The following is a 21,590-nucleotide window of genomic DNA, read 5'->3' on the forward strand; positions in this document are numbered from 1 at the left end:
GAATTCTGTGATAACAAAAGTTGAATTCCAATCAGGCCAGCCATGCGCATCAATGTGACGGTTCGCCAGCTTCATGCGTTTCTGGAAATCGCCGATGAAGGCAATTTCAGCAAGGCGGCTGCGCGACTGCATGTCTCGCAACCCGCCTTGAGCCGTACGGTGCGATTGACGGAAGATGCCTTGGGCGCGCGTCTTTTTGACAGAAACACCCATGCCGTGGAGTTGACGCCTTCAGGCCGTGAGTTGCTGCCCATCGCCAGGCGCATCGTCTCCGAGTTCAACGAATCCATGAGCGACCTTGCGCGGTTCACGGAAGGGAGGCGCGGGCGGGTCAGGGTGACTATCCTGCCTTCCATGGCCCAGTCAATCCTCTCGGACGGCATTGCAACATTCTGTGCCGCCCATCCCGATATCGAGTTCCTGGTGACGGCAGCACCTGCCGATTCCATCCTCGCTTCTGTTGAACGCGGCGACATGGATGTCGCCATCACCGTTCAACCGCCGCCTGACGGGCACTTCAGTTTCCGCCACTTGTTGACCGACGAGTTTGTGCTGGTTTGCCGGGCGGACGATCCGGTGCTGCATGGGGTACTTGCTGACAGTCCGCTGTCCTGGCAGGTATTTGACCGGCGTCCTTATGTTGCAAGTACGGTGGGCAGCAGCGTGCGCGCCGCCACCGATCATGCCTTCATGCGAAGGGGAATGACGGTGCGCCCCGCGCATGAAACGTCCACCGTTCAGCTGGCCGGAGCGATGATCTCGGCGGGTTTGGGTGTTGGTGTGCTGCCCCGCATCGCATTGCCCTTGCTGAGCCAGTCCAACCTGGTCAGCCGTCGCCTGGAGTCGCCGCAGGAAACCAGGGAAATCGGGTTTGTCACCCTGCAGGGGCGCAGCCTGTCGACGGCGTCGCGCCTTTTCTGTGAACACCTTGAAACGCTGGCGCTGCAAATGCAGCTTGACTAAAGCCTTGTTTGCCGTCAGGCCGGCCCGGGCTCTGGGATAATCTGCCCATGAGCGGCAATACCTTTGGAAATCTTTTTGCAGTCACCAACTTTGGTGAATCCCACGGCCCGGCCATTGGCTGCGTGATCGACGGCTGCCCGCCGGGCATGGACCTGAGCGAGGCCGACATACAGGCAGACCTGGATCGCCGCCGGCCGGGCACCAGCCGCCACGTGACGCAGCGCAATGAGCCCGATGCAGTGGAGATCCTCTCCGGCGTTTACCAGGGCAAGACCACCGGCACGCCGATTTGCCTGCTGATAAGAAATACCGACCAGCGCAGCAAGGACTACGGAAACATCCTGGAGACCTTTCGTCCCGGCCACGCCGACTACAGCTACCTGCACAAATACGGCCTGCGCGATCCGCGCGGCGGTGGCCGGTCTTCGGCACGCCTGACGGCACCCACGGTTGCAGCTGGCGCGGTAGCCAAAAAATGGCTGCTGGCCAAATTCGGCACCACCTTTCGCGGCTGCATGACGCAGGTTGGTGACGAGGTCATCCCGTTTGAATCGTGGGAACACGTGCCGAACAATCCGTTTTTTGCGCCTGTGGCAGACGTTTCAAAACTCGAAGCCTACATGGACGCCTTGCGCAAGGCCGGTGATTCCTGTGGTGCGCGCATACGTGTCACGGCTTCCAATGTGCCTGTAGGCCTGGGTGAGCCGCTGTATGACAAGCTCGATGCCGACATCGCCTTTGCCATGATGGGCATCAACGCCGTCAAGGGCGTTGAAATCGGCGCCGGGTTTGCCAGCGTCACGCAGCGCGGCACCACGCATGGCGATTCGCTGTCGCCTGAAGGTTTCCAGTCCAACAACGCTGGCGGTGTGCTGGGCGGCATCAGCACCGGGCAGGACTTGGAAGTGTCGATTGCCATTAAACCCACCAGTTCCATCATCACGCCGCGCCAGTCCATAGATACCAGCGGCCGGCCGGCAGAGGTTGTGACCAAGGGCCGGCATGACCCCTGCGTCGGCATACGTGCGACGCCGATTGCCGAAGCCTTGCTGGCGCTGGTTGTCATGGAGCATGCCCTGCGTCAGCGCGCGCAAAATGCCGATGTTCAGGTCAGCACGCCCGACATCATGCGTACCCGGGCCTGATTGGCGCCTTCCAGCGCAGGCTGGCCCGTCATGAGGCAGCGTCCGCTGCTCACCACGGGTCCGGCCCGCGTCATACCAGGCCTGCTTCCTGCAACTGGCCAAACATTTCCTCGCTGAGGCCCAGTTCCTCCCGCAATACATCGGCGGTATCGGCACCCAAAGCGGGGGGGATACGGTATTGCGCGGGTGTTTCCGAAAAGCGCAGTGGGCTCCTGATCTGGGCCAGCTTCCCGTAAACCGGGTGCTCCAGTTCCATCTTCAGTTCCCTATGCTTGACTTGTGGGTGTTCAAACGCCTGCGCGAGATTATTCACTGGCCCGCAGGGAACGCCCGATTTGCCGAGAAGTTCCGAGAGTGTTTGTTTGTCCCATGTGCGGGTGATTTCCGATAACAGCAGGTCCAGTTCCCGGGACAGGGTCATTCTGGACGCGTTTGTCACGAACCGGGGATCTTCCAGCCAGTCTTCCTTGCCCAGGCACTTGCACAACCGTGTCCATTGAAAATCGTTGCCGATCTGGATCAGGATGTGCCCTTCCACGCAGGGGTAGCAGTTCGATGGGGCAAACAGCAGGCTGCCGTTGCCGGCGCGCTGGGGAAGCTTGCCTGTCGAGAGATAGGTCTGGCCCAGGTGAACGGTGGCTGCAAGCGCCACGTCGAGCAGGGCAATGTCCAGGTGCTGGCCCTCGCCAGTGCCCTTGCGGTGCAGCAGTGCCCCAAGTATTGCCGATGTGGAAACCATGCCTGTCATCACATCCACCAGCGGAAGCATGGAGCGCATGGGGCCGCTTCCGGGCATGCCGTCGGGCAGGCCGCATGTGCTCATGATGCCCGATATCGCCTGAAACACCGGGTCGTACCCCGGTTGCGAAGCCATGGGGCCATCCTGGCCATACCCGGTGATCGAGCAATAGACGATGGACGGATTGACCTTGCGCACGCTTTCGTAGTCCAGCCCGTAGCGCTTGAGGTCGCCGACCTTGAAGTTTTCCGCCAGCACGTCGCAACGCTCGACCAGGCCCAGAAGAAGTTTCCGTCCTTCCGGACGCGTGAAGTCGATGGCCAGCGAGCGTTTGCCGCGGTTCACGCAAACATAGGAGGTGGAATCCCGTGTGGGTGCGCCGTCCGCATCTTTCAGGAATGGGGGGGAGTGGCGCATCTCGTCACCGGCTCCCAGTCGTTCGATCTTGTAGACCGTCGCCCCCATGTCCGCCAGCGCCTGTGTGCACCACGGGCCCGCCAGTACCCGGGTAAGGTCCAGGATCTTGATGCCGCCGAGAATTTGCTTGCTCACTGTTGTTGCCCTTGTTGTATTTGTGTGTGCACCGGCTCAAGCCTGGTCGTAAAACTTCATCGACATGCCGCCGTGCGCAGCTGCAGCGCCGGCGCACAATGCGGCCGCAATCAGGATGGCTTCGCTGACTTCTTCCTTGCTGGCGCCGGCGGCTTTGCCCTTCTTGACATGCGACTCCATGCAGTAAGGGCAGGCAGTGGCATGGGCCACGGCGATGGCTATCAGTTCCCGGTACTTCAGCGGTATCGCACCTGTCTCAATGCCGACAATGTTGTTGAAGGCCATCCATGCCTGAAATTCGGGCGGGGCTGCCTTGGCCATGTCCATGCGATGCTTCGCGTCGTCTTTGTCGTAGTAATGTGACATCCTGTTTTCCTTTGTTTTAAGTTCCTGATTTCCTGCCGGGTATTTCTGTTCCGTACGGATCACTCAACCATCATCTTTGCGCGCACCTTGATGTCCTGGTAGCGCTTTACATCCTCGCGGATCATGGCGCCGAACTGCGCGCTGTAGAGCGGTGAGGGAACCACGCCCGCTGCGATCAGGATTTTTCTGGTTTCCGGATCGGCCATCACCGTGCGTGTTGCGGCGTCAATTTTTTCCACAACCTCTTTTGGCAGGTTGGCCGGGCCTACCCAGCCGAACCAGCCCACAATGTTGATTTCCGGGCCACCCGACTCCTTGATGGTCGGGATGTCCGGGTAGGCGTCCAGGCGCGTACTTTGCGTTGTAGCCAGTACCTTGACCCGGCCGCCATTGCGCTGCGACAGAACCAGCGGGTCCATCATCAGCTGGATGCGGCCGGCCATTAATTCCGTCAATGCCGGCCCGCTGCTTTTGGCGGGAATGTGAACAATGTCTGTGCCGGTCAGGAGCTTGAAGTACTCGACCAGGAAATTCCCGAACGAGCCGCTTCCGGCGGAGCTGTAGTTCAGTTTTCCAGGTTCGCGCCTGGCGAGCGCCACAAGTTCCCCAATCGACTTCACCGGCAGGTCGGCGCTTACGCCGATGTAGTTGGGCGCGTCCGCAATCTTGACCAGGGGCGTGAAGGCGCTTGCGGGGTCGTAGGGGCTGGGAGACTTGACGACCGATTGCACCACCAGCGCCGCGTTGTTGCCGGAGAGCAGGGTGTAGCCATCCGGTGCTGCGCGCATCACAAACGAGGCGCCCAGTATGCCGGCCGCACCGGGCCGGTTTTCCACAACAAATGGCTGGCCGAAAATTTTCTGGAACCGGTCTGCCAGCAGGCGTGCCACGATGTCGTTTGTCCCGCCTGGCGCATAGGGGGAAATGATGGTGACCGGCTTGCTCGGCCAGGTGTCGGCCCGCGCGGACGCCAGAGCCGAGAGTCCCAACGCACAAGCCATGCCGGCAACTGCCATGCTGCGCAGCAGAAAGTAGCGTACAGGTTTATGACCGGAACTTTCAGATGTGGATGCTGATTTCATGAGTTGTCTCCTTTTTTGTATTGCATTTCGTCGACCGGCCTTTGGCTTACTCAATCACCATCCTTGAGCGGATCTTGATGTCCTGGTAGCGCTTCACATCGTCCCGGATCATGGCGCCGAACTGGACGCTGTAGACGGGCGATGGCACGAGGCCGGCAACCGCGAGTGTTTTCCTGGCCTCCGGATCAGCCAGGATGGAGCGCGCGGCTGCCTCGATTTTTTCCACCACCTCCCTGGGGAGGTTGGCCGGGCCGAACAGGCCAAACCATCCCACGATGTTGAGTTCCGGTCCTCCCGATTCCCTGATGGTGGGAAGGTCAGGATAGGCTTCCACATGGGAACTCTGGGTTGTTGCCAGTACCTTGACCTTGCCGCCGTTGCGCTGTTGCAGGACCTGGGGATCGATCATCAGTTGAATCCGTCCGGCCATCATTTCGGTCAGCGCGGATGCGCTGCTTTTGCCCGGGATATGGACAATGTCCGTACCCGTCTGGAGCTTGAAATACTCGCCCATGAAATTGCCGAAAGAGCCGCTGCCGGAGGAGCTGTAGTTGAACTTTCCGGGCTCGCGTTTTGCCAGCGCGACAAACTCCCCGACCGTGTGGACCGGCAGGTCGCTGCTCACCCCAACGTAATTGGGCGCATCTGCCACCTTGACCAGGGGCGTAAAGGCCGTTGCCGGGTCGTAAGGACTGGGTATCTTGACAACCGATTGCACCACCAGCGAGCCATTGTTTGCCGACAGCAGCGTGTAGCCATCAGGCGTGGCCCGCATGACCGCGGTGGAGCCGACTATCCCGGCCGCCCCGGCGCGGTTTTCCACAATGAAAGGCTGGCCGAAGACCTTCTGGAGCCGGTCTGCCATCAGGCGCGCCACAACGTCGTTGGTCCCGCCTGGTGCGTAGGGGGAAATGATGGTGACAGGCCGGCTGGGCCAGTTTTGCGTGTGGGCCGGTGTCATCGTGGCAAGCCCCAGCATGCAGCACATCAGCGTCACGGCTGTCCGGCAGTGCATGAAGATGCATCGCAGCCCGGCTTGCGGTGAAACTGGCGGTGTGCATGTTGACTGCATTTCTTGTCTCCTTATTTGCTGGAAAAATGCCTGGAAGAGCCATGTCAGGCGGGTGCCAGCCGCCTAATGCCTGCGGAAAATCTTTCCGCGCTCAAAAGGATTCAGGGACTCAAACGCTTGTTTTCGGCGCCGGATTGCCGGGATGCCTGCGGCTTTGTCCCTCGCGCCTCAAGCGCCCCTGAAGCGCGGCGCGCGCTTTTCCCTGAAGGCCTGCACACCTTCTTTTGCGTCCTCGCTCAGGGCAACCTGTTCGGCGCGTGCCTGGGTCAGGTATGTGGATTCAACGGGACTTTTTGGCAAGGTCTCCCGTGTCATCTCCTTGAGAAACTTCAGAACCAGCGGTGCCGATTGGGACATGGTCCGTGCCATCCTCATGGCTTCTTCCATGTGTGCACCAGGCGCCACCAGGCGATTCACCAAACCGACCTCATACGCGCGCTGGGCCGATACGGGTTCTCCCAGCAGCATGAGCTCCATCGCAATCTTGTGGGGAATGCGGGCGCTCAGGGATGCAATCAGGCCGGCGGCAATGCCGATGCGGGTCTCGGGGTAGATGAACTTGCTCTCGCTGCCCGCCACGCAAAGGTCGCAGAAGGCAATCATGGTGACGCCCATCCCGACGACAGGGCCATTGGTGGCCGCGATAACCGGCTTGCCGATATCGACGCCCACCTCAGGCAAGGCCTTCCAGAATTGCGCCGGTGGATTGTTCAGGTCGGCGCCCGCCGTAAAAATGTCACCCTGGGCCGCAAGAATGGCTACCCGGTCTGGCGAGTCGCGAAAGGTCTCCCAGGCACGGCGCAGCTCGCTGCACATGCCTGCCGTGAGCGCATTGCGCTTGCCTGGGCGGTTGATGGTGATGACTGTTACGCCGCCGTTCGACTCCAGGTCGATGGAACCTTCTGTCATTGCGCTCTTCTCCGGTTTTTCCACTCGTGTTGCACGTCGGGCATGCGATGAGGTCGAACTGTAGGAGCATGTAATGATAAATAAAAGCTAGTTTTTTTATATGATTAACAAGTTTTAATTTATCAATTGAAGGCAAGAGGCTGAACATGAACATCTCTTTCCGGCAGCTTCGTGCCTTCACGACAATAGGGCGGCTGGGCAGTTTTGTCGATGCGGCCAGTGCCCTGCATGTGACGCCGGCGGCCTTGAGCATCATGATCCGCTCGCTGGAGGACACACTCGGCTTTCGGGTTTTCGACAGGACCACCCGGCGTGTCACGCTGACGGAAGCCGGCCAGCAGTACTTTCAGCATGCAGAGCAGGTACTGATTGACCTGCGCCAGGCCGAGCTGTTTGCGCAGGACATCCGGAACCGGAAAACGGGTGTGGTGCGCATTGCCACGACCCAGGTGGTGATCTGGACGCTGTTGCCGAAGATATTTGCGGCGTTCCACAAGAAGTGGCCGGATATCAGGATAGAACCGATTGATGTTCCCAACGACCAGATCATCAGCTCCGTTGAAAATAACCAGGCTGACCTGGCCATCACGTTCAAGGTGCCGGTTGCCGGGAATATTGAGGCAACGCCACTTTTTTCTTCACGCCCGCATGTGGTGTGCAACAGCCGGCACAGGTTTGCACGCAGGAAGTCCTTGCCGTGGACCGAATTGAACGGCGAGCCCATCATCTTTATCGGCCGGGGTTCGGAGTTGCGCATCCGCTCGGAATTGCCCAAGGACATGGTCCTGAACTCGAGGTACGAGGTCAACAACACGAGCACGGCCCTGGCGCTGGCTGCCAGCGGGGCCGGCCTGGTGATTTGTGCGGGTTATGTCCGGCCCATGACCCAGATGCACAACCTGAGCATCATCGCGTTGAGCGACCCGGTCATCAATCGTCCCTTCATGCTGTACAGGAACTGCGCGCGGTCAATGGGGCCGGCCGTTGAGGAGCATAGAAGCTTTTTGCTCGATTATTTTGCGAAGGCCGCAGGCGCCTGTGTTGAAGATGTGCTGTTGCCCTGATCTGCCAGCTGCGCGCTTCACGGCTCCCGCAGCGCGCCCCTGAAGGGATTGAACCCGGTGATCAGCGCCGTTGCCGCCAGCACCAGCACGCAGCCGGGCAACATGCTGGCCGTGACCGCTTCACCCAGGAACAGCCCGCCCCAGGTCACACCGAACAGCGGGATCATGAAGGCCGCCGACGTGGCCGCGCTGGCCGGTATCTCGCGCATCAGCCGCATGCTGAGCCAGTACATGAACCCCGAAGTGATGGTGCCCAGCACCGTCACGGCGATCATGGCGCCCGGTGTCGGGTGAACTGAGGGCGCTGCAATGCCCATGGGCAGCAGCAAAATCAGGGCCGCCGCCACATGCACGGTGGCAGAGGCCGGCAAGGGGTCATGGGCCATGGTGGCGCGTTTCATCAGGATGGCGCCAAAACCATAACTGGCCGCTGCCGCGGTGCAGGCCAGCGCCGCCAGCACCACTTGCGGTGTCACGGCGACCGGGCCGAGCTGGACCAGCAGGGCAACACCGGCAAAGCCTGCGGCGCAACCCAGCAGGCGGCGAGCGGTGAGCCGCTCCTCGCGGCGACAGCCGCCCCCAGCACGCCAAACAGCGGCGAGGTGGCGTTCAGCACCGCCGAATAACCGGCGGGAATGGCCAGTGCGGCCCAGTTGAACAGGACAAAAGGCGCAACCACCGTCAGCAGGCTCAGGATCGCCAGCCGCGGCCAGGCGGCGCGCAAGGGCCAGCGTTCGCGCAGTGACAGCATGAGCACGGTCAGCACGACGGAGGCGAGGACGCAGCGCAGGCCGGCCACAACCCAGGGCCCCAGGGCCGGGCTGGCAATACGCAAGAGGGGAAATGTCGCACCCCAGAGTGCGGAGAGTGCGATGAGTTGCAGGAAGTGTCTGGTTTGCATGTCGGGTGCGGCCATTGTCCGGGATTCATGCAAATGCTGCAGGCGGGCCAGTCGGGGCGCTCACAGGGGCTTCAGGAGCCCGATTTTTGGTGAAATATGAAGCAAATCGGCCCCTGGCCAAGGTGGAATGCGCGCAGCCAGCTATCTAATTTATAGCGCTCAGATCAGGTTTCGCATCGCCTGGGCGGTTTCGCTGAGCACCGACAGCACGCGGGCGACGGCATCCTCGCTGGCCTCATGCCCCATGGGCATGGTCACGCTGAGTGCGCCGGCCATGTTGCCATGCCGGTCGCGCAGCGGCACGGCAATGCCGCGGTGGTTGAGCTCAAGCTGCTGCTCTGAAATGGCCCAGCCCTGCGCGCGCACGCGCGCCAGCTCGACGCGCATGCGCTCCTTGCTGGTGATGGTGTGGGAGGTATAGGCCTTGAGCTCGTGGTTGGCGAACCAGCTCTCCAGCCACTCGGGTTCGCGCATCGACAGCATCAGCATGCCGGCGGCCGTGACCTGGGCCTGCACGCGTGCGCCGAGCACATAGCCGGTGTTCAGGGCGCGGTTGGCGCCGTTGCGTGCGATGTAGACGATGTCGTCACCGTCCATGACACACACATAGGCACTTTCCTGGGTACCGGCCGTCACGCGTTGCAGAAAGGGCTGCACGATGCGCGGTAATCGCGCAGATTCAAGGTAAGACTGACCCAGCCTCAGCACACGCGGGGTCAGCCAGAAGAGTTTGCCGTCGCTGGCAACGTAACCCAGGTGGGCCAGCGTGAGCAGGTAGCGGCGCGTGGCGGTGCGCGTCAGGCCGCAGCGCGCACCTGCCTGGCTGGCGGTCAATCGCGGGTTGGCATCGTCAAAACATTCAATGATGGACAGGCCTTTTTCAAGGCCGGCAATCCAGTCGCGTTTGTCGAGCGCCGGGCTGCTGGGGTTGGTCGAAATGGGTGATGTCATGCGCAAAGTATTGGGGGAAACGCGGCAGGGATCAGCATGGGTATAACCCTTGTTTCGTTCGATTGTCGATCAATATTGTTCGTTAATCGCGCAAATGGCGGTTTTTGGCTTTTGGCGAGCTTCATTTTTAACTACAGTCCGGCTGCGTCAAATAGTTTTATCAACCCCCCAAGGTTTTATCCAGACATGCTTTCCACCATTCAGGGCACGACCGATGTTTATCTGATTCCCGGCGACCCGGTGGAGCAGGTGCGGGCGCCGGAAGTGTTCAACCTGATCTTCCGTACGTTGGGCATCAACGCGGTGCTGGTGCCGGTGCATGTGGCGGCGCGCGACATTGAAGCGTTTGTCCGCACGGCCTTTCTGGCCCGGAACATCAAGGGCATGTTCCTGGCCATTCCCCATAAAGCCCTGGTCATGGGCATGCTGTCGCACTGCAATGACTATGGCCGCGTTGCCGGCGCCGTGAACGGTATTCGCCGCAACCCCGACGGGACGCTTGACGGCGGGCTGTTTGACGGCAAGGGTTTTGTCTCGTCGCTGGACTATTTTTCTGTGCCTTATGCTGGCAAAAAGGTGTTGATCCTGGGGGCCGGTGGCGGTGCGTCGGCCATTGCCGCCTCGCTGGCCGTGCTGGAGTCGGCCGGTGGACAGGCGCCTGCAGAAGTCGCGCTGTATGACCCCGTACCGGGCAAGGCTCAGGCCGTGGCCGAACACATTGCCAGCGCCGCGCAGGCCAAAAACACCCGGGTTGTGGCCGCAGGCAGCAGCGACCCTGCAGGTTACGACGTGGTCGTCAATGCATCGCCGCTGGGCCTGCAGTCCGGTGACCCTTTGCCCTGCGATGTGTCGCGCCTGGAACCGCACGCCGCCGTGGTGGACATACTGATGAAAAACCAGCCGACACCGCTGGTCCGTGCTGTTCGCGCGCGCCAGTTGGTGGCGCAACCGGGCTTTGAAATGCTGATCCAGCAGGCGCCCGATTACCTTGAGTTTTTTGGTTATGCCGATGCCGCGCAAACGGTCCGGCAGGACGCCACGTTTATCCGCGAGTACCTGTACCCGGCTGCCATGGCCGGCGAGATCCGGCGCCCGGCGGCAAGGGCCAATGTTCCTGCTTCGGGCGTCGCGGAAACACGACCCGCCGCCCGCTGATTTTGTTTATTGCTTTTTTAACCCAGAGGAGACTGCCATGAAAAAACGATTTGCTCTTAAATTGATAGCTGCTTGCGCGATAGCTGTGAGCGCAACAACCGGTTTTGCACAAGATACGATCAAGATCGCCAACATTGTCGAGTTGTCCGGCGCGGGCGCCACGGCAGGCACCAACTTCAAGAACGGCGTCGAACTGGCCGTCAAGGAAATCAATGCTGCCGGCGGTATTCTGGGCAAGAAAATCCAGACCACCACGGCCGACACCCAGAGCAATCCCGGCGTCGCCAAGGGCCTGACGCAAAAGGCGATTGATGACAACGTGTTTGCCATCTTCGGCCCGGTGTTCTCCGGCTCCATCATGGTCAGCATGGCCGAGTCGCGCCGTGCCGAAGTACCCAATTTCACCGGTGGCGAAGCCTCCAGCATCACGCAGCAGGGCAACCCCTATGTGTTCCGCACCAGCTTCACGCAGGACACGGCCATGCCCAAGGTCGCGCGTTACATGACGGATGTGGCCAAGCTCAAGAGCATTGCGATCATTTACGTGAACAATGACTTCGGCAAGGGTGGCCTGGACTCCATCAAGAAGGCACTGGCCAATTCGTCCACCAAGGTGGTTTCCGAAATCTCCACCGAGTCCGGCCAGATCGACTTTTCCGCCGCAGTGCTGCGCGCCAAGCAGAGCAACGCCGACGGCATCTTTGCGTACTCCAACGAAGACGAATCTGCCCGCCTGTTGCGCGAGCTGAAAAAGCAGGGCTGGACCAAACCCGTGATCGGGGAAACCACCTTGACGGGCCAGAAAGTGATAGACCTTGCCGGTGACGCTGCCAACGGCGCGATTGCCCACGTGGGCCTGACGGTGGATGCCCCCGTGCCCGCCATCCGCGCCTTCAAGGCCAAGTTCGAAGATGCCTACAAATACGTTTCCGACCACAACGGCATGAAAGGTTACTCCGGCATTTACGTGCTCAAGGCCGCCATTGAAAAGGCCGGCAAGCTGGACCGCAAGGCCGTGGCGCAAGCGATGAAAGGCCTGAAGGTCAACACCGACAAATACCCCGGCGCGCTGATGTACACCGAGTTCGACAACAAGGGCGACCTGGACCGCATGAGCTTCATCGTTCAGGTGAAAAATGGCAAGCAGGAGGTGATCGACATGGTGCCGCCGTTGGGTTCGGCTACCAAGGATGTGAGCAAGACCCTGCCGGCGCAGGCTGCCGGCAAGAAGTGAGCTGAAGTTCAGGCTGGCCATGCGGGCCAGCCGCCGCCTGCGCGCCGGGCAAGCCGGCCGGCAGGCGTGAACGCTGTTGCATCAGAACGGACCTTCCCATGACAGACTTTCTCCAACTTTTTTTCTCGGGCCTGGCGACCGGCAGCATTTACGGGCTGGCGGCACTGGGTTTCACCCTGCTATGGCAGGCCTCCGGCACCATCAACTTCGCCCAGGGCGAGTTCGTGATGTTGCCGGCGTTCATGATGCTCGGCTTCATCTCGCTGGGTGCGCCCATGGCCGTGAGTTTTGTGCTGACCGTGCTGCTCGCGGTGCTGGTGCTGGGCTGGCTGTTCAAGCGCGGTGTGGTGGATCCATTGCTCAAATACGGCATGATGCCCATCGTCGTGGCCACCATAGGCCTGTCGATTGCCATGCGCAATGGCGTGCGCGCCGGTTACAGCGCCGAAGCCCATCCTTTTCCCAGCCTGTTTGCCGACAAGCTGTACAACATTGCCGGTGTGACGATCACGCTGCAGGACATAGGCACCTTTGCGCTGGCGCTCATCATCGTGATGGGTACCCAGGCCTTCCTGGCCAAAACAGTGACGGGCCGCGCCATGCAGGCCGTGGCGCAAAACACCGAAAGCGCTTCCGTGCTCGGCATCAACGTGCCGCGCATGATTTTCTACACCTTTGCCATCAACGCCGTGCTCGCCGTTGCCGCAGCGCTGCTGGTGACGCCGACCTACCTCGCCAAGTTTGACATGGGCGAAGGCCTGGGCACCAAGGCCTTTTTCGCTGCCATCATCGGCGGCTTCAACAACTCGCGCGGTGCGCTGCTAGGCGGATTGATCGTGGGGGTCGCCGAGAACCTTGCGTCCGCCTATATCTCACCGGCCTACAAGGACGCTGTTGCGCTCATCATTTTCATGGTCGTCATCCTCTTCAAGCCGCAAGGCCTGCTGGGTAAAAAAGAGGAGCGCAAGGTATGAAGCTGCTCAACCACAAAATTGCGCTGGTGCTGACCGTGCTGGGCGCCTTGCTGGTGTTCATTGCACCGCAATTTCTCAAAAATTACGGCATTTACCTGCTGACCTACTGGCTTATTTTTATCATCGCCACCATGGGCCTGAACCTGACCCTGGGTTACGCCGGGCAAAAATCCCTGGGCCATGCCGCCTTCTTCGGGATTGGCGCCTACACCGTCGCCATCCTGATGAAGGCGGGTTTCAGTTTCTGGCTGGGCCTGCCCATGGCAGCACTGATCTGTTTTACGGTGGGGCTGATCCTGGGCTTTCCGGCATTGCGGGTGCAGGCGATTTACCTGGCGTTTGCCACGCTGGGTTTCAACACCGCGATCTGGCTGGTCATGCGCAATGAGGAGTGGCTCACGGGCGGCACCTTCGGCATCAACAACATTGCACGGCCATCGGTGTTTGGCTACCCGATGGAGGGCAACCTGGCGTATTACTACTTTGTGCTGGCTGTCACATTCGTCATGGCCGGCCTGCTGTGGGGTTTGCTGCGCTCGCCCTGGGGCAAGGCTTTCAAGGCCTTGCGTGACAACCCGATACGCGCAGAAAGCCTGGGCGTGGACATCCGCAACTACACGCTGCTGAGTTTTGCCATAGGCGCGGCCTTTGCCGGTGTTGCCGGTGCGCTGTTTGCTTCGCTGGTGCAGTTCATAGAACCCGCGCCCTTTAATGTGGCGGCTTCTATCATGATGTACCTGATGGTGGTGGTTGGCGGTGCCGGGTACTTCCTTGGCCCCGTCATCGGTGCTGCGGTGGGTGTGGTATTGCCGGAGTGGCTGCGCGACGTGCCTTATGTTGCCAACTGGTATTTGCCGATGTTCGGTGTAGCCGTTGTTCTGCTGATGGTCTGGTTGCCCGATGGGTTGCTCAGCATTCCCGACCGCATTCGGGCCAAGCGGGAAGCACGTGCGGCCTCCAGCGCACGCGCTGCTGCCGCGAGCAGGATTGGAGCCGGATCATGAGCCAGGCCTTGCTGAAAGTTAACGGTCTCAAGAAAGCCTACGGGGCCATACAGGCCGTCGGTGGCGTGTCTTTTGAAGTCATGCCCGGTGAGATATTCGGGGTGATAGGCCCCAACGGCTCGGGTAAGACCACCATGTTCAACAGTGTGCTGGGGCAGATCAGCCCCGATGCAGGTTCGATTGAACTGCATGGGAAAAACATCACCGGCCTGTCGCCGCTTGAACTCAGCCGGCGCGGTGTGGGCCGTACCTTCCAGACACTGCAGGTGTTTGGCAAGATGACAGTGCGCGACAACCTGATCGTTGCCGCGCAGGAACACAAGGGCAATATGTTCAGCCGCATGTTTGCACCGGGTGATTCTGGCCTGGGTGAAAAGGCCGATGCGCTGATCGACCAGTTCCGCATTCGCCACGTGGCGGACAAGCTGGCCGGTACCTTGAGTTACGGCCAGCAAAAGCTGGTGGACATCGCCATGGCCTTTATGGCCGAGCCCGACCTGGTGCTGCTCGACGAGCCCTGCGCGGGTGTCAACCCCAGCTTGGTGGGCGGCATTTCGACCCTGCTTAAAGACCTGAACCGCAACCCGAAATTCGGCAAGAAAGCCTCGTTTGTGGTGATCGAGCACAACATGGATTTTGTGATGGACCTGTGCCACCGCATCATGGTGATGGTCGAAGGCCGCGTGCTGGCCATCGGAACGCCGGCCGAGATTCGGGGCAACAAAGAGGTGCTCGACGCCTATCTGGGGAACTGATCATGGCAGACGATATCTGCATTGAATTTGACGACGTGGTGGCGGGCTACAAGGATTTCATGATCCTGAATAACCTGTCCTTCAAGGTCAAACGCGGCTCCATCACGCTGCTCTTGGGCCCCAACGGCGCGGGCAAATCAACCGTGCTGAAAACGCTGTTTGGCCTGCTCAAGCCGCGTCAGGGCCGCATCCTGCTCGATGGCGAAGACATCTCCGGTTATACGCAGAAAGCACTGCTGGCCAAGGGTGTTGCCTTTGTGCCGCAGGGCCGCAACCTGTTCGGGCAACTGACGGTGTTCCAGAATCTGGAGCTGGGCGGCATCACGCTGGGCGCCAGGACCACACAAGAGCGCATTCCTGAAGTGCTGGAGTTTTTCCCGCGCGTCAAGGAGCGCCTGCACTCACAAGCTTCGGCGCTGTCGGGTGGGGAGCAAAAACAGCTGGAAGTCGGCCGGGCCCTGCTGCTGCGTCCCAAGGTGCTGCTGATCGATGAACCCTCGATAGGCCTCTCGCCCATGGTGGTGCAGGATGTCTTCAAGCTCTTGCAGAAACTGGCAGCACAGGGCACAACGGTGCTGATGGTGGAGCAAAACGTCAAAAGTGCGCTGAAGGTTTCTGATGACGCGATTGCGCTGGAGTCGGGGCAACTGGTGTTGCACAAGAACGCCTCCGAACTGCTGGCCGACCCGAACATCGAGCGGCTTTTTCTTGGCGGCGGGCATGTGCCCGGCGCTGCATCCGCATCGCCGGCAAGCCTGCCGCTCTGACCCGTACCCCACCGGAGAACACCATGAGCACCCCCAAAAACGCTGCAAACACTGCTCGCGAAGCCATCCCGGACGCGGCCAACCCGTTGGGGCTGGACGGCATCGAGTTCATTGAGTACACGACCTCCAAGCCGCAGGCGCTGGGGCAGGTGCTGGAGATGATGGGTTTCAGGCCGGTGGCGCGCCATCGTTCGCGTGAGGTGCTGCTGTACCGCCAGGGCAGCATCAATGTCATTGTCAATGCCCACGTGCCGGCTTTGCCGGACGGCGCGGCACCCACAGACAACCCGGTGATCGCGGCCATTGCATTGCGCGTGCGCGACGCTGCCGCAGCTTATGGCCGGGCACTGGAGCGCGGTGCCTGGGCGGTACCGCCCCGTGTCGAGGTCATGGAGCTGAACATCCCCGCGATTCATGGCGTGGGCAAAAGCCGTCTTTATTTTGTGGACCGCTACGACAAGTTTTCAATTTACGACGTGGACTTTGTGCCCATTCCAACCGTTGACCAGCGTCCACCAGCAGTGGCTGGCCTGCATTTTTTTGGCGTGGTCCAGTACATAGGCAATGACCGCAGTGAAGACTGGGCCGAGTTCTACCGTGAGCTGTTTGGTTTTGCCGAACTGCCCGCCGAACAACGCTTTGGCATTTTGCCCAAAGGGCGCATCCTGAGCAGCCCCGGCCCGGCGTCGTCGAGGTTTTACATACAGCTGATTGAGCCCGAGGCCAGCGTGCTGGATGTGGAAGACGACGAGGGACTGCAGCGCATAGGCCTGGGCGCCGCAGATGTGCTGAAGACAGTGGCCGAACTGGCCAAGCGCGGCGTGGAGTTTGTGGAGTCGCGCGGTGTGCATACCGAAGACCGCGGCGCGCTGACCAAGACCTGGCTGGGCAGCGTGAGCTTTGAGCTTGTACACGACCGGCGTGGTTGAGGGGCATCACCATGAGCCACTACAGCGGAAACATTGACGATTTCGGGATGGACACCATCTCGCTGGCCGGCCCGCTGGAGGCCAAGCTCAAGGCCGTGCGCGAGGCCGGCTTTACGCAGATCATGCTGGCGGCGAAAGACCTGGTCACACATCCCGACGGTGTGGATGCAGCGGTGGCTGCGGTGCGCGCCAGCGGCCTGCGCGTCACGGGCTTTCAGGTGCTGCGCGATTTTGAAGGCCTTTCCGGGCACCTGCACGACTACAAAATGGACATTGCCAAGTCCATGCTGGAGATGTGCCACGCGCTGGGCTGCCGGCTGCTGCTGATCTGCTCATCAACCTCGGTGCATGCCACAAGCGACAAGGCCGCGCTGGTGCGCGACCTGCGCAAGCTGGCCATGCTGGCGATTCCCATGAACATCAGGATTGCCTACGAAGCCCTGTCATGGGGCCGCACGGTGAATGAATTCCCGCAGGCCTGGGACATTATTTGCGAGGCCGACATGCCCAATCTTGGCCTGGGCTTTGACTCCTTTCACATGTTTGCCACCAACACCTCGCTGGATGAGCTGGACATGCTGGACCCGGCCAAGGTATTCCTGGTGCAACTGGCCGACTTCATGTGGACCGAAATCAAGTCGGTCGAGGAGCGCATTGCCACGGCACGGCATTTCCGGGTGTTTCCGGGGGAGGGCGTGCACAGCGAGGCGCTGGCCCAACTGGTGGTCAAGCTGCACAGCCTGGGTTACCGGGGCGATTACAGCTTTGAAGTGTTCAACGACGACTACCAGCAGATGCCTTTGCCCACGGTGGCGCAGCGCGCCTGGCGCTCGGCACTCTGGCTGGGTGAGGACGTGTTGCGGCGCTCCGTGCCCTTGCCCAATCAAATTCGCTTGAAACGCTGATCAGCTTGAGGTTTTTTTCAGCCTGTTTATTGATCTTTTAAAACTCCGCCCACATGAGCAGCATTTTTGAAGGTTTTCTCTCCACGCCGGAAGCGCTTGATCTTTTCAGCGAGCGCAAGATTGTGGAGGCCATGCTGCGTTTCGAAGCGTCGCTGGCGCGGGCGCAGGCCAGTGTCGGGCTGATACCCGACTCGGCCGCTCAGTCCATCATTGGTACCTGCAAGGTAGATCTGTTTGATGTGGCCAAGATCGTGCGTGAGAGCGTGCGCGCGGGCAGTATTGCGATTCCGCTTGTCAAAAGCCTGAAGGAAACCGTTGCGCTTTTCAACAAGGAAGCGGCCGGGTTTGTCCACTTCGGCACGACCAGCCAGGACGTGGTGGATACCGCGCTGGCGCTGATCACGCGCGAAGCGCTGGGCATGATAGCGAAGGACGTACACAAGGCCGCCGCAGCGCTCCTTGCACTGGCCGGACGTCATGCGGCAGACCCGGTGCTGGCGCGCACTTTCATGCAGCCCGCATCGGTAACCAGCTTTGGCCTGAAATGCGCCGGCTGGGCCGCGCCGCTGGTGCGCAGCCTGCAGCGCCTGCAGGCTACAGCTGCCAATGCCTTGAGCGTGCAGCTGGGCGGCGCAGTCGGCACGTTGGCGCAAATGAAAAAGGGTAATAAAAGACTGGGCCCGCAAGTCACCGCGCTGATGGCTGCCGACCTGAAACTCAAGGAAGCGCCCTTCGCCTGGCATACCCAGCGTGACGAATGGGTGGCGCTGGCCTGTGAAATGGCTTTGCTGGTGGGCAGCCTTGGCAAGATCGCCAGGGACATAGCCCTGATGGCGCAGTTTGAGGTGGGTGAACTGGCCGAGCCGCTGGAGCCCGGACGCGGCGGTGCATCGGTCATGCCGCACAAGCGCAATCCCGTGTCATGCATGGTGGCGTTGGCAGCCGCCCAGCGTGTGCCGCAACGTGTTGCAGCCCTGCTGGCAACCATGCCGCAGGAGCATGAACGCGCGCTGGGCAACTGGCAAGCCGAGCTGGCCGAGTGGCCGGGGCTCTTGATGTCGGTGCACGGTTCCGCGCGTGCGATGGCGCAAGCCCTGTCCGGCCTGCAGGTGGATACGCAGCGCATGCGCGCCAACCTTGATGCCGTGCGCGCTGAGCTGCCTGCGGACGTAGTCTACGAATGGTTTAACCCCGCGCTGGCGCAGCACGCGGCCACGCTCACACGCTCACAAGTTGCGCTTGCCACCAATGCACTGGCCGCACTGGAGTTGCCCTGAGACCTTCGGGCAGAGGGGCCGGTGCAGCCGGTGGCATGAGCCGCCCGTTTCCTGAAAGCATGAAGTCACTATGTCCCTAAAAAACCCCCGCGTTTTCCAGCTGGCCGTGGCCGGTGCAGGTCTGATAGGCCGTCGCCATATCGAACTGATTGAAGCCAACCCGCGCACGCAGCTGTGTGCTGTGGTGGACCCCACGCCCGCGTCCAGAGACTTTGCTGCCGGCCTTGGTGTTGCACACTTTGAAAGCCTGGATGCACTGTTTGCGCAAGTGGGTAACAAGCCGGACGGTGTCATCCTGGCAACGCCCAACCACCTGCATGTGCCGGGCGCCCTGGCGTGCGCACAGCACGGTGTGCCGGCCATCATTGAAAAGCCGGTGGCCGACACGCTGAGCGCTGGCCGGCAACTGGTAGCGACGCTGGAAAAATCCGGCGTGCCCATGCTGGTGGGGCACCACCGCCGCCACAGCAGTACCCTGCAACTGGCCAAGCGCGCAATACAGTCCGGGCAACTCGGGCGTGTGGTCACGGTCATGGGCAGCGCGCAGTTTTACAAACCCGACAGCTACTTTGAGCAGGGCGCCTGGCGCAAGGAGGCCGGCGGCGGGCCCATACTGATCAACCTGATCCATGAGATGGACAACCTGCGTTACCTATGCGGCGAGATCGAGTCGGTGCATGCCATAGCCTCAAATGCCGTGCGGCATTTTGCTGTGGAGGATTCAGCCGTCATGACGCTCAAATTCGCCAGCGGCGCCATTGGCACCTTCACCTTGTCGGACTCCGTGGCCGCGCCGCGCAGCTGGGAGCAAACCTCGGGCGAGAACACCGCCTATCCGCGTTACCCGTCCGAAGACTGTTACTTCATCGCCGGCACGCAGGGCTCCATCGCCGTGCCGACATTGCGCACCTGGAGTTATGCGAAGGACGGCAAGGAGCCGGGCTGGTGGACACCTTTTGTCGAACAGGTCTTGCCGCTTGAGGCGGTAGACCCGCTGGCCGCACAGCTTGAGCATTTCTGCAATTTGATCGAGGGCAAAGCAGAGCCGATAATCACCGTGTCCGATGCGTTGCAGAGCCTGCTGACCGTGGAAGCCGTACGGCAGTCGATAGCTACCGGCAAAACCGTTGCCCTGCAGGACCTCGCATGACGCCCGAATAAAAACCAGCCGAAAGATACATTCAATGAAAACAGTGCTTGTCCTCAATGGCCCGAACCTCAACCTGCTGGGCACCCGTGAACCCGCGGTGTATGGCTCGCAAACCCTCGGCGATGTCGAGGCGCTGTCCGAAGCCGCTTGCAAAGCGCACGGCCTCAAGCTCGATTTCCGCCAGAGTAACCATGAGGGCGTGATGATCGATGCCATCCAGGAAGCCGGCCGGGCGCAGGCTGCCGGCACGTTGATCGGCGTGGTGCTCAATGCCGGTGCCTACACGCATACCAGCGTGGCCCTGCACGACGCGATCAAGGGCTCGGGTGTAACGCTGATTGAACTGCATATCAGCAACGTGCATGCGCGCGAGGCTTTCCGCCACCATTCCTATATATCGCCGGTGGCCAAAGCGGTGATGGCCGGGTTTGGTGTCAAGGGCTATGCGCTGGCGATTGGCGCGCTGGCTGAAATTACCAAGCCTGCCTGAAATGCTTGGCTGGTGGGTGGAGCGTTGATGCATGACGACGCCCCCGAAATTTCCGGTCGATGAGCGTGAGATTGAGTTCAGTGCCATCCGCGCACAGGGCGCGGGCGGGCAAAACGTCAACAAGGTGTCCAGCGCGATTCACCTGCGGTTTGATATTCCTGCCTCGTCCTTGCCGGATGCCGTCAAGGACCGCCTGCTGGCCCTGAACGACAGCCGCATCACGCAGGAGGGCGTTTTTGTACTCAAGGCCCAGCAGCACCGCACGCAGGAAATGAACCGCAGCGATGCGCTGGAGCGCTTGCAGGAAGTCATCAACAGCGTGGCCTCGCCGCCCAAGGCCAGGCGTGCAACCAAACCGACTTACGGTTCAAAACAGCGGCGTCTGGAAGGCAAAAGCCAGCGTTCAGCCATCAAGGGCCTGCGGGGCAGGGTGGATGAGTAAGCCGGTTCGTTAAAAGCCTTTTGGCCTTGTTTAAAGCAATGACGACGGCTGTGTCTTTTCGTAGCCTACGACTGGCGTGACGCGTTCGGCGGCCTGCCTGGCGAGTTCCCGGTCACGTATCGCGAACAGGCGTTCGAGATCATGTGCCGGGTCGGTTGCTGGATCTGGCTGCGTTGACTCAAAAGCCTGCCCCGGCAAACCGGGTGAGCCCACGACTGCGGCAGGAAAGGGGCTGGCCGGCTCCTCGGCCACATTGTGTTTATGCTGCTCCTGCCAGTAAGTCCTGCCCGGCAGGACCGTGTAAGGACAGCTGTCTTCCACTTCGAACTGCCAGGAAATACCGTGCAGCCATTCCTCTGCCCTGGGTTCGAAGTGCCTGATGTCGGCGAGCAGTGCCTGCTGGAAGGCAAAGGCATAGTTCATGAGGCGCTTGTCCCAGTGTTTGATGACGAGCCGCACATACATGCCCTGGCCGCGGGTGCGGCTTGATACCAGCAGCATCTGGCAATCTATCCATTGAGGGGGAATGCCGCTTTTGCGCAGGACGTCGCGCATCAACACCTGCACCAGCTGGCGCCGCGTGGCGTTTTCGGAGCCGTCTTCTATGGTGAGCGGGTTGTCCCAGGGGGAACGGCTGGGGGCGGGCTGGCTGTGGGCGGGCGCGCTTTTGGAGTCGCCGAACCATTGCTTGAAAAAATTTTTCATCTGAATAGGCCCTGGTGCAGCCCGATTCCCGGCTTTTTCAGTCCGGGTTTAGTCGGATG

Annotated in this window: 24 protein-coding genes; 15 read left to right on the top strand and 9 right to left on the bottom strand. The window is 60.8% G+C overall.

Translation table 11 applies throughout. The annotated features are described in order from the left end of the window. The first annotated feature begins 42 nt into the window (after positions 1-42). Both ACFQND_RS02790 and aroC read left to right on the top strand, forming a co-directional pair. Positions 43-963 carry a LysR family transcriptional regulator gene (locus ACFQND_RS02790; protein WP_371434495.1) on the top strand — a complete coding sequence of 307 codons (921 nt, stop codon included), beginning with the start codon at positions 43-45 and terminating at the stop codon, positions 961-963. A gap of 47 nt (positions 964-1,010) precedes the next feature. Continuing rightward, complete coding sequence (gene aroC / locus ACFQND_RS02795) at positions 1,011-2,108, top strand: chorismate synthase (protein WP_371434496.1); 1,098 nt, start codon at positions 1,011-1,013, stop codon at positions 2,106-2,108. Positions 2,109-2,178: 70 nt separating this feature from the next. On the opposite strand, the gene ACFQND_RS02800 is transcribed toward aroC, so the two are convergent. The 5 genes from ACFQND_RS02800 to ACFQND_RS02820 form a co-directional block, all read right to left on the bottom strand. Further along, the gene (locus ACFQND_RS02800) at positions 2,179-3,399 is read right to left on the bottom strand and encodes a CaiB/BaiF CoA transferase family protein (protein ID WP_371434497.1); all 1,221 of its coding nucleotides are present in this window, start codon (positions 3,397-3,399) and stop codon (positions 2,179-2,181) included. 36 nt (positions 3,400-3,435) lie between these two features. Further along, positions 3,436-3,765, bottom strand: coding sequence for a carboxymuconolactone decarboxylase family protein (locus ACFQND_RS02805; protein WP_371434498.1), 330 nt, complete (start codon positions 3,763-3,765; stop codon positions 3,436-3,438). 59 nt (positions 3,766-3,824) lie between these two features. Further along, positions 3,825-4,847, bottom strand: a complete 1,023-nt coding sequence (locus tag ACFQND_RS02810) for a Bug family tripartite tricarboxylate transporter substrate binding protein (RefSeq protein WP_371434499.1) — start codon at positions 4,845-4,847, stop codon at positions 3,825-3,827. A 46-nt stretch (positions 4,848-4,893) separates the two neighbouring features. Next, on the bottom strand, positions 4,894-5,919 hold the full coding sequence (locus tag ACFQND_RS02815; RefSeq protein ID WP_371434500.1) for a Bug family tripartite tricarboxylate transporter substrate binding protein: 1,026 nt from the start codon (positions 5,917-5,919) through the stop codon (positions 4,894-4,896). A 168-nt stretch (positions 5,920-6,087) separates the two neighbouring features. Then, complete coding sequence (locus ACFQND_RS02820) at positions 6,088-6,828, bottom strand: enoyl-CoA hydratase/isomerase family protein (protein WP_371434501.1); 741 nt, start codon at positions 6,826-6,828, stop codon at positions 6,088-6,090. A gap of 146 nt (positions 6,829-6,974) precedes the next feature. On the opposite strand from ACFQND_RS02820, the gene ACFQND_RS02825 reads away from it, so the two are divergent. Continuing rightward, positions 6,975-7,892 (top strand): LysR family transcriptional regulator, encoded by a 918-nt coding sequence (locus tag ACFQND_RS02825; RefSeq protein WP_371434502.1) that lies wholly within the window; start codon positions 6,975-6,977, stop codon positions 7,890-7,892. A 17-nt stretch (positions 7,893-7,909) separates the two neighbouring features. On the opposite strand, the gene ACFQND_RS02830 is transcribed toward ACFQND_RS02825, so the two are convergent. The 3 genes from ACFQND_RS02830 to ACFQND_RS02840 all read right to left on the bottom strand — a co-directional run bounded on the left by ACFQND_RS02830 (position 7,910) and on the right by ACFQND_RS02840 (position 9,744). Next, positions 7,910-8,368, bottom strand: a complete 459-nt coding sequence (locus ACFQND_RS02830; protein ID WP_371434503.1) for a DMT family transporter — start codon at positions 8,366-8,368, stop codon at positions 7,910-7,912. Beyond that, positions 8,365-8,793: an EamA family transporter gene (locus ACFQND_RS02835; RefSeq protein ID WP_371434504.1), complete on the bottom strand. Its 429-nt coding sequence runs from the start codon at positions 8,791-8,793 to the stop codon at positions 8,365-8,367. Before ACFQND_RS02835 ends, ACFQND_RS02830 begins: the two co-directional genes overlap by 4 nt. Positions 8,794-8,952: 159 nt before the next feature. After that, entirely contained in the window at positions 8,953-9,744 is a 792-nt protein-coding gene (locus ACFQND_RS02840; RefSeq protein ID WP_371434505.1) for an IclR family transcriptional regulator domain-containing protein, read from the bottom strand. Positions 9,745-9,930: 186 nt separating this feature from the next. Between ACFQND_RS02840 and ACFQND_RS02845 the strand changes: the two genes are divergently transcribed. The 12 genes from ACFQND_RS02845 (at position 9,931) to arfB (ending at position 20,826) form a co-directional block, all read left to right on the top strand. Next, the gene (locus ACFQND_RS02845) at positions 9,931-10,899 is read left to right on the top strand and encodes a shikimate dehydrogenase family protein (protein ID WP_371434506.1); all 969 of its coding nucleotides are present in this window, start codon (positions 9,931-9,933) and stop codon (positions 10,897-10,899) included. Positions 10,900-10,936: 37 nt separating this feature from the next. After that, positions 10,937-12,133 (top strand): ABC transporter substrate-binding protein, encoded by a 1,197-nt coding sequence (locus ACFQND_RS02850; protein WP_371434507.1) that lies wholly within the window; start codon positions 10,937-10,939, stop codon positions 12,131-12,133. Positions 12,134-12,231: 98 nt separating this feature from the next. Beyond that, positions 12,232-13,107 carry a branched-chain amino acid ABC transporter permease gene (locus ACFQND_RS02855; protein ID WP_371434508.1) on the top strand — a complete coding sequence of 292 codons (876 nt, stop codon included), beginning with the start codon at positions 12,232-12,234 and terminating at the stop codon, positions 13,105-13,107. Then, entirely contained in the window at positions 13,104-14,111 is a 1,008-nt protein-coding gene (locus tag ACFQND_RS02860) for a branched-chain amino acid ABC transporter permease (protein WP_371434509.1), read from the top strand. The genes ACFQND_RS02855 and ACFQND_RS02860 overlap by 4 nt, the downstream gene beginning before the upstream one ends. Continuing rightward, positions 14,108-14,866, top strand: a complete 759-nt coding sequence (locus ACFQND_RS02865; protein ID WP_371434510.1) for an ABC transporter ATP-binding protein — start codon at positions 14,108-14,110, stop codon at positions 14,864-14,866. Before ACFQND_RS02860 ends, ACFQND_RS02865 begins: the two co-directional genes overlap by 4 nt. A 2-nt stretch (positions 14,867-14,868) precedes the next feature. Then, the gene (locus ACFQND_RS02870; RefSeq protein WP_371434511.1) at positions 14,869-15,633 is read left to right on the top strand and encodes an ABC transporter ATP-binding protein; all 765 of its coding nucleotides are present in this window, start codon (positions 14,869-14,871) and stop codon (positions 15,631-15,633) included. Positions 15,634-15,656: 23 nt separating this feature from the next. Then, positions 15,657-16,562 (top strand): VOC family protein, encoded by a 906-nt coding sequence (locus ACFQND_RS02875; protein ID WP_371434512.1) that lies wholly within the window; start codon positions 15,657-15,659, stop codon positions 16,560-16,562. An 11-nt stretch (positions 16,563-16,573) separates the two neighbouring features. Further along, the gene (locus ACFQND_RS02880) at positions 16,574-17,467 is read left to right on the top strand and encodes a sugar phosphate isomerase/epimerase family protein (RefSeq protein ID WP_371434513.1); all 894 of its coding nucleotides are present in this window, start codon (positions 16,574-16,576) and stop codon (positions 17,465-17,467) included. 53 nt (positions 17,468-17,520) lie between these two features. After that, entirely contained in the window at positions 17,521-18,744 is a 1,224-nt protein-coding gene (locus ACFQND_RS02885; RefSeq protein WP_371434514.1) for a lyase family protein, read from the top strand. A 70-nt stretch (positions 18,745-18,814) separates the two neighbouring features. Beyond that, on the top strand, positions 18,815-19,894 hold the full coding sequence (locus ACFQND_RS02890) for a Gfo/Idh/MocA family protein (RefSeq protein ID WP_371434515.1): 1,080 nt from the start codon (positions 18,815-18,817) through the stop codon (positions 19,892-19,894). Positions 19,895-19,928: 34 nt separating this feature from the next. After that, the gene (aroQ, locus tag ACFQND_RS02895) at positions 19,929-20,384 is read left to right on the top strand and encodes a type II 3-dehydroquinate dehydratase (RefSeq protein ID WP_371434516.1); all 456 of its coding nucleotides are present in this window, start codon (positions 19,929-19,931) and stop codon (positions 20,382-20,384) included. A gap of 31 nt (positions 20,385-20,415) precedes the next feature. Continuing rightward, on the top strand, positions 20,416-20,826 hold the full coding sequence (gene arfB, locus ACFQND_RS02900) for an alternative ribosome rescue aminoacyl-tRNA hydrolase ArfB (RefSeq protein WP_371434517.1): 411 nt from the start codon (positions 20,416-20,418) through the stop codon (positions 20,824-20,826). Between the two features lie 30 nt (positions 20,827-20,856). Here the strand turns inward: arfB and ACFQND_RS02905 are convergent, their stop codons facing one another. Continuing rightward, positions 20,857-21,531 carry a hypothetical protein gene (locus ACFQND_RS02905; RefSeq protein WP_371434518.1) on the bottom strand — a complete coding sequence of 225 codons (675 nt, stop codon included), beginning with the start codon at positions 21,529-21,531 and terminating at the stop codon, positions 20,857-20,859. Between the last annotated feature and the right edge of the window lie 59 nt (positions 21,532-21,590).

The sequence above is a fragment of the Polaromonas aquatica genome (assembly GCF_042659145.1).
Classification (GTDB): domain Bacteria; phylum Pseudomonadota; class Gammaproteobacteria; order Burkholderiales; family Burkholderiaceae_C; genus Polaromonas; species Polaromonas aquatica.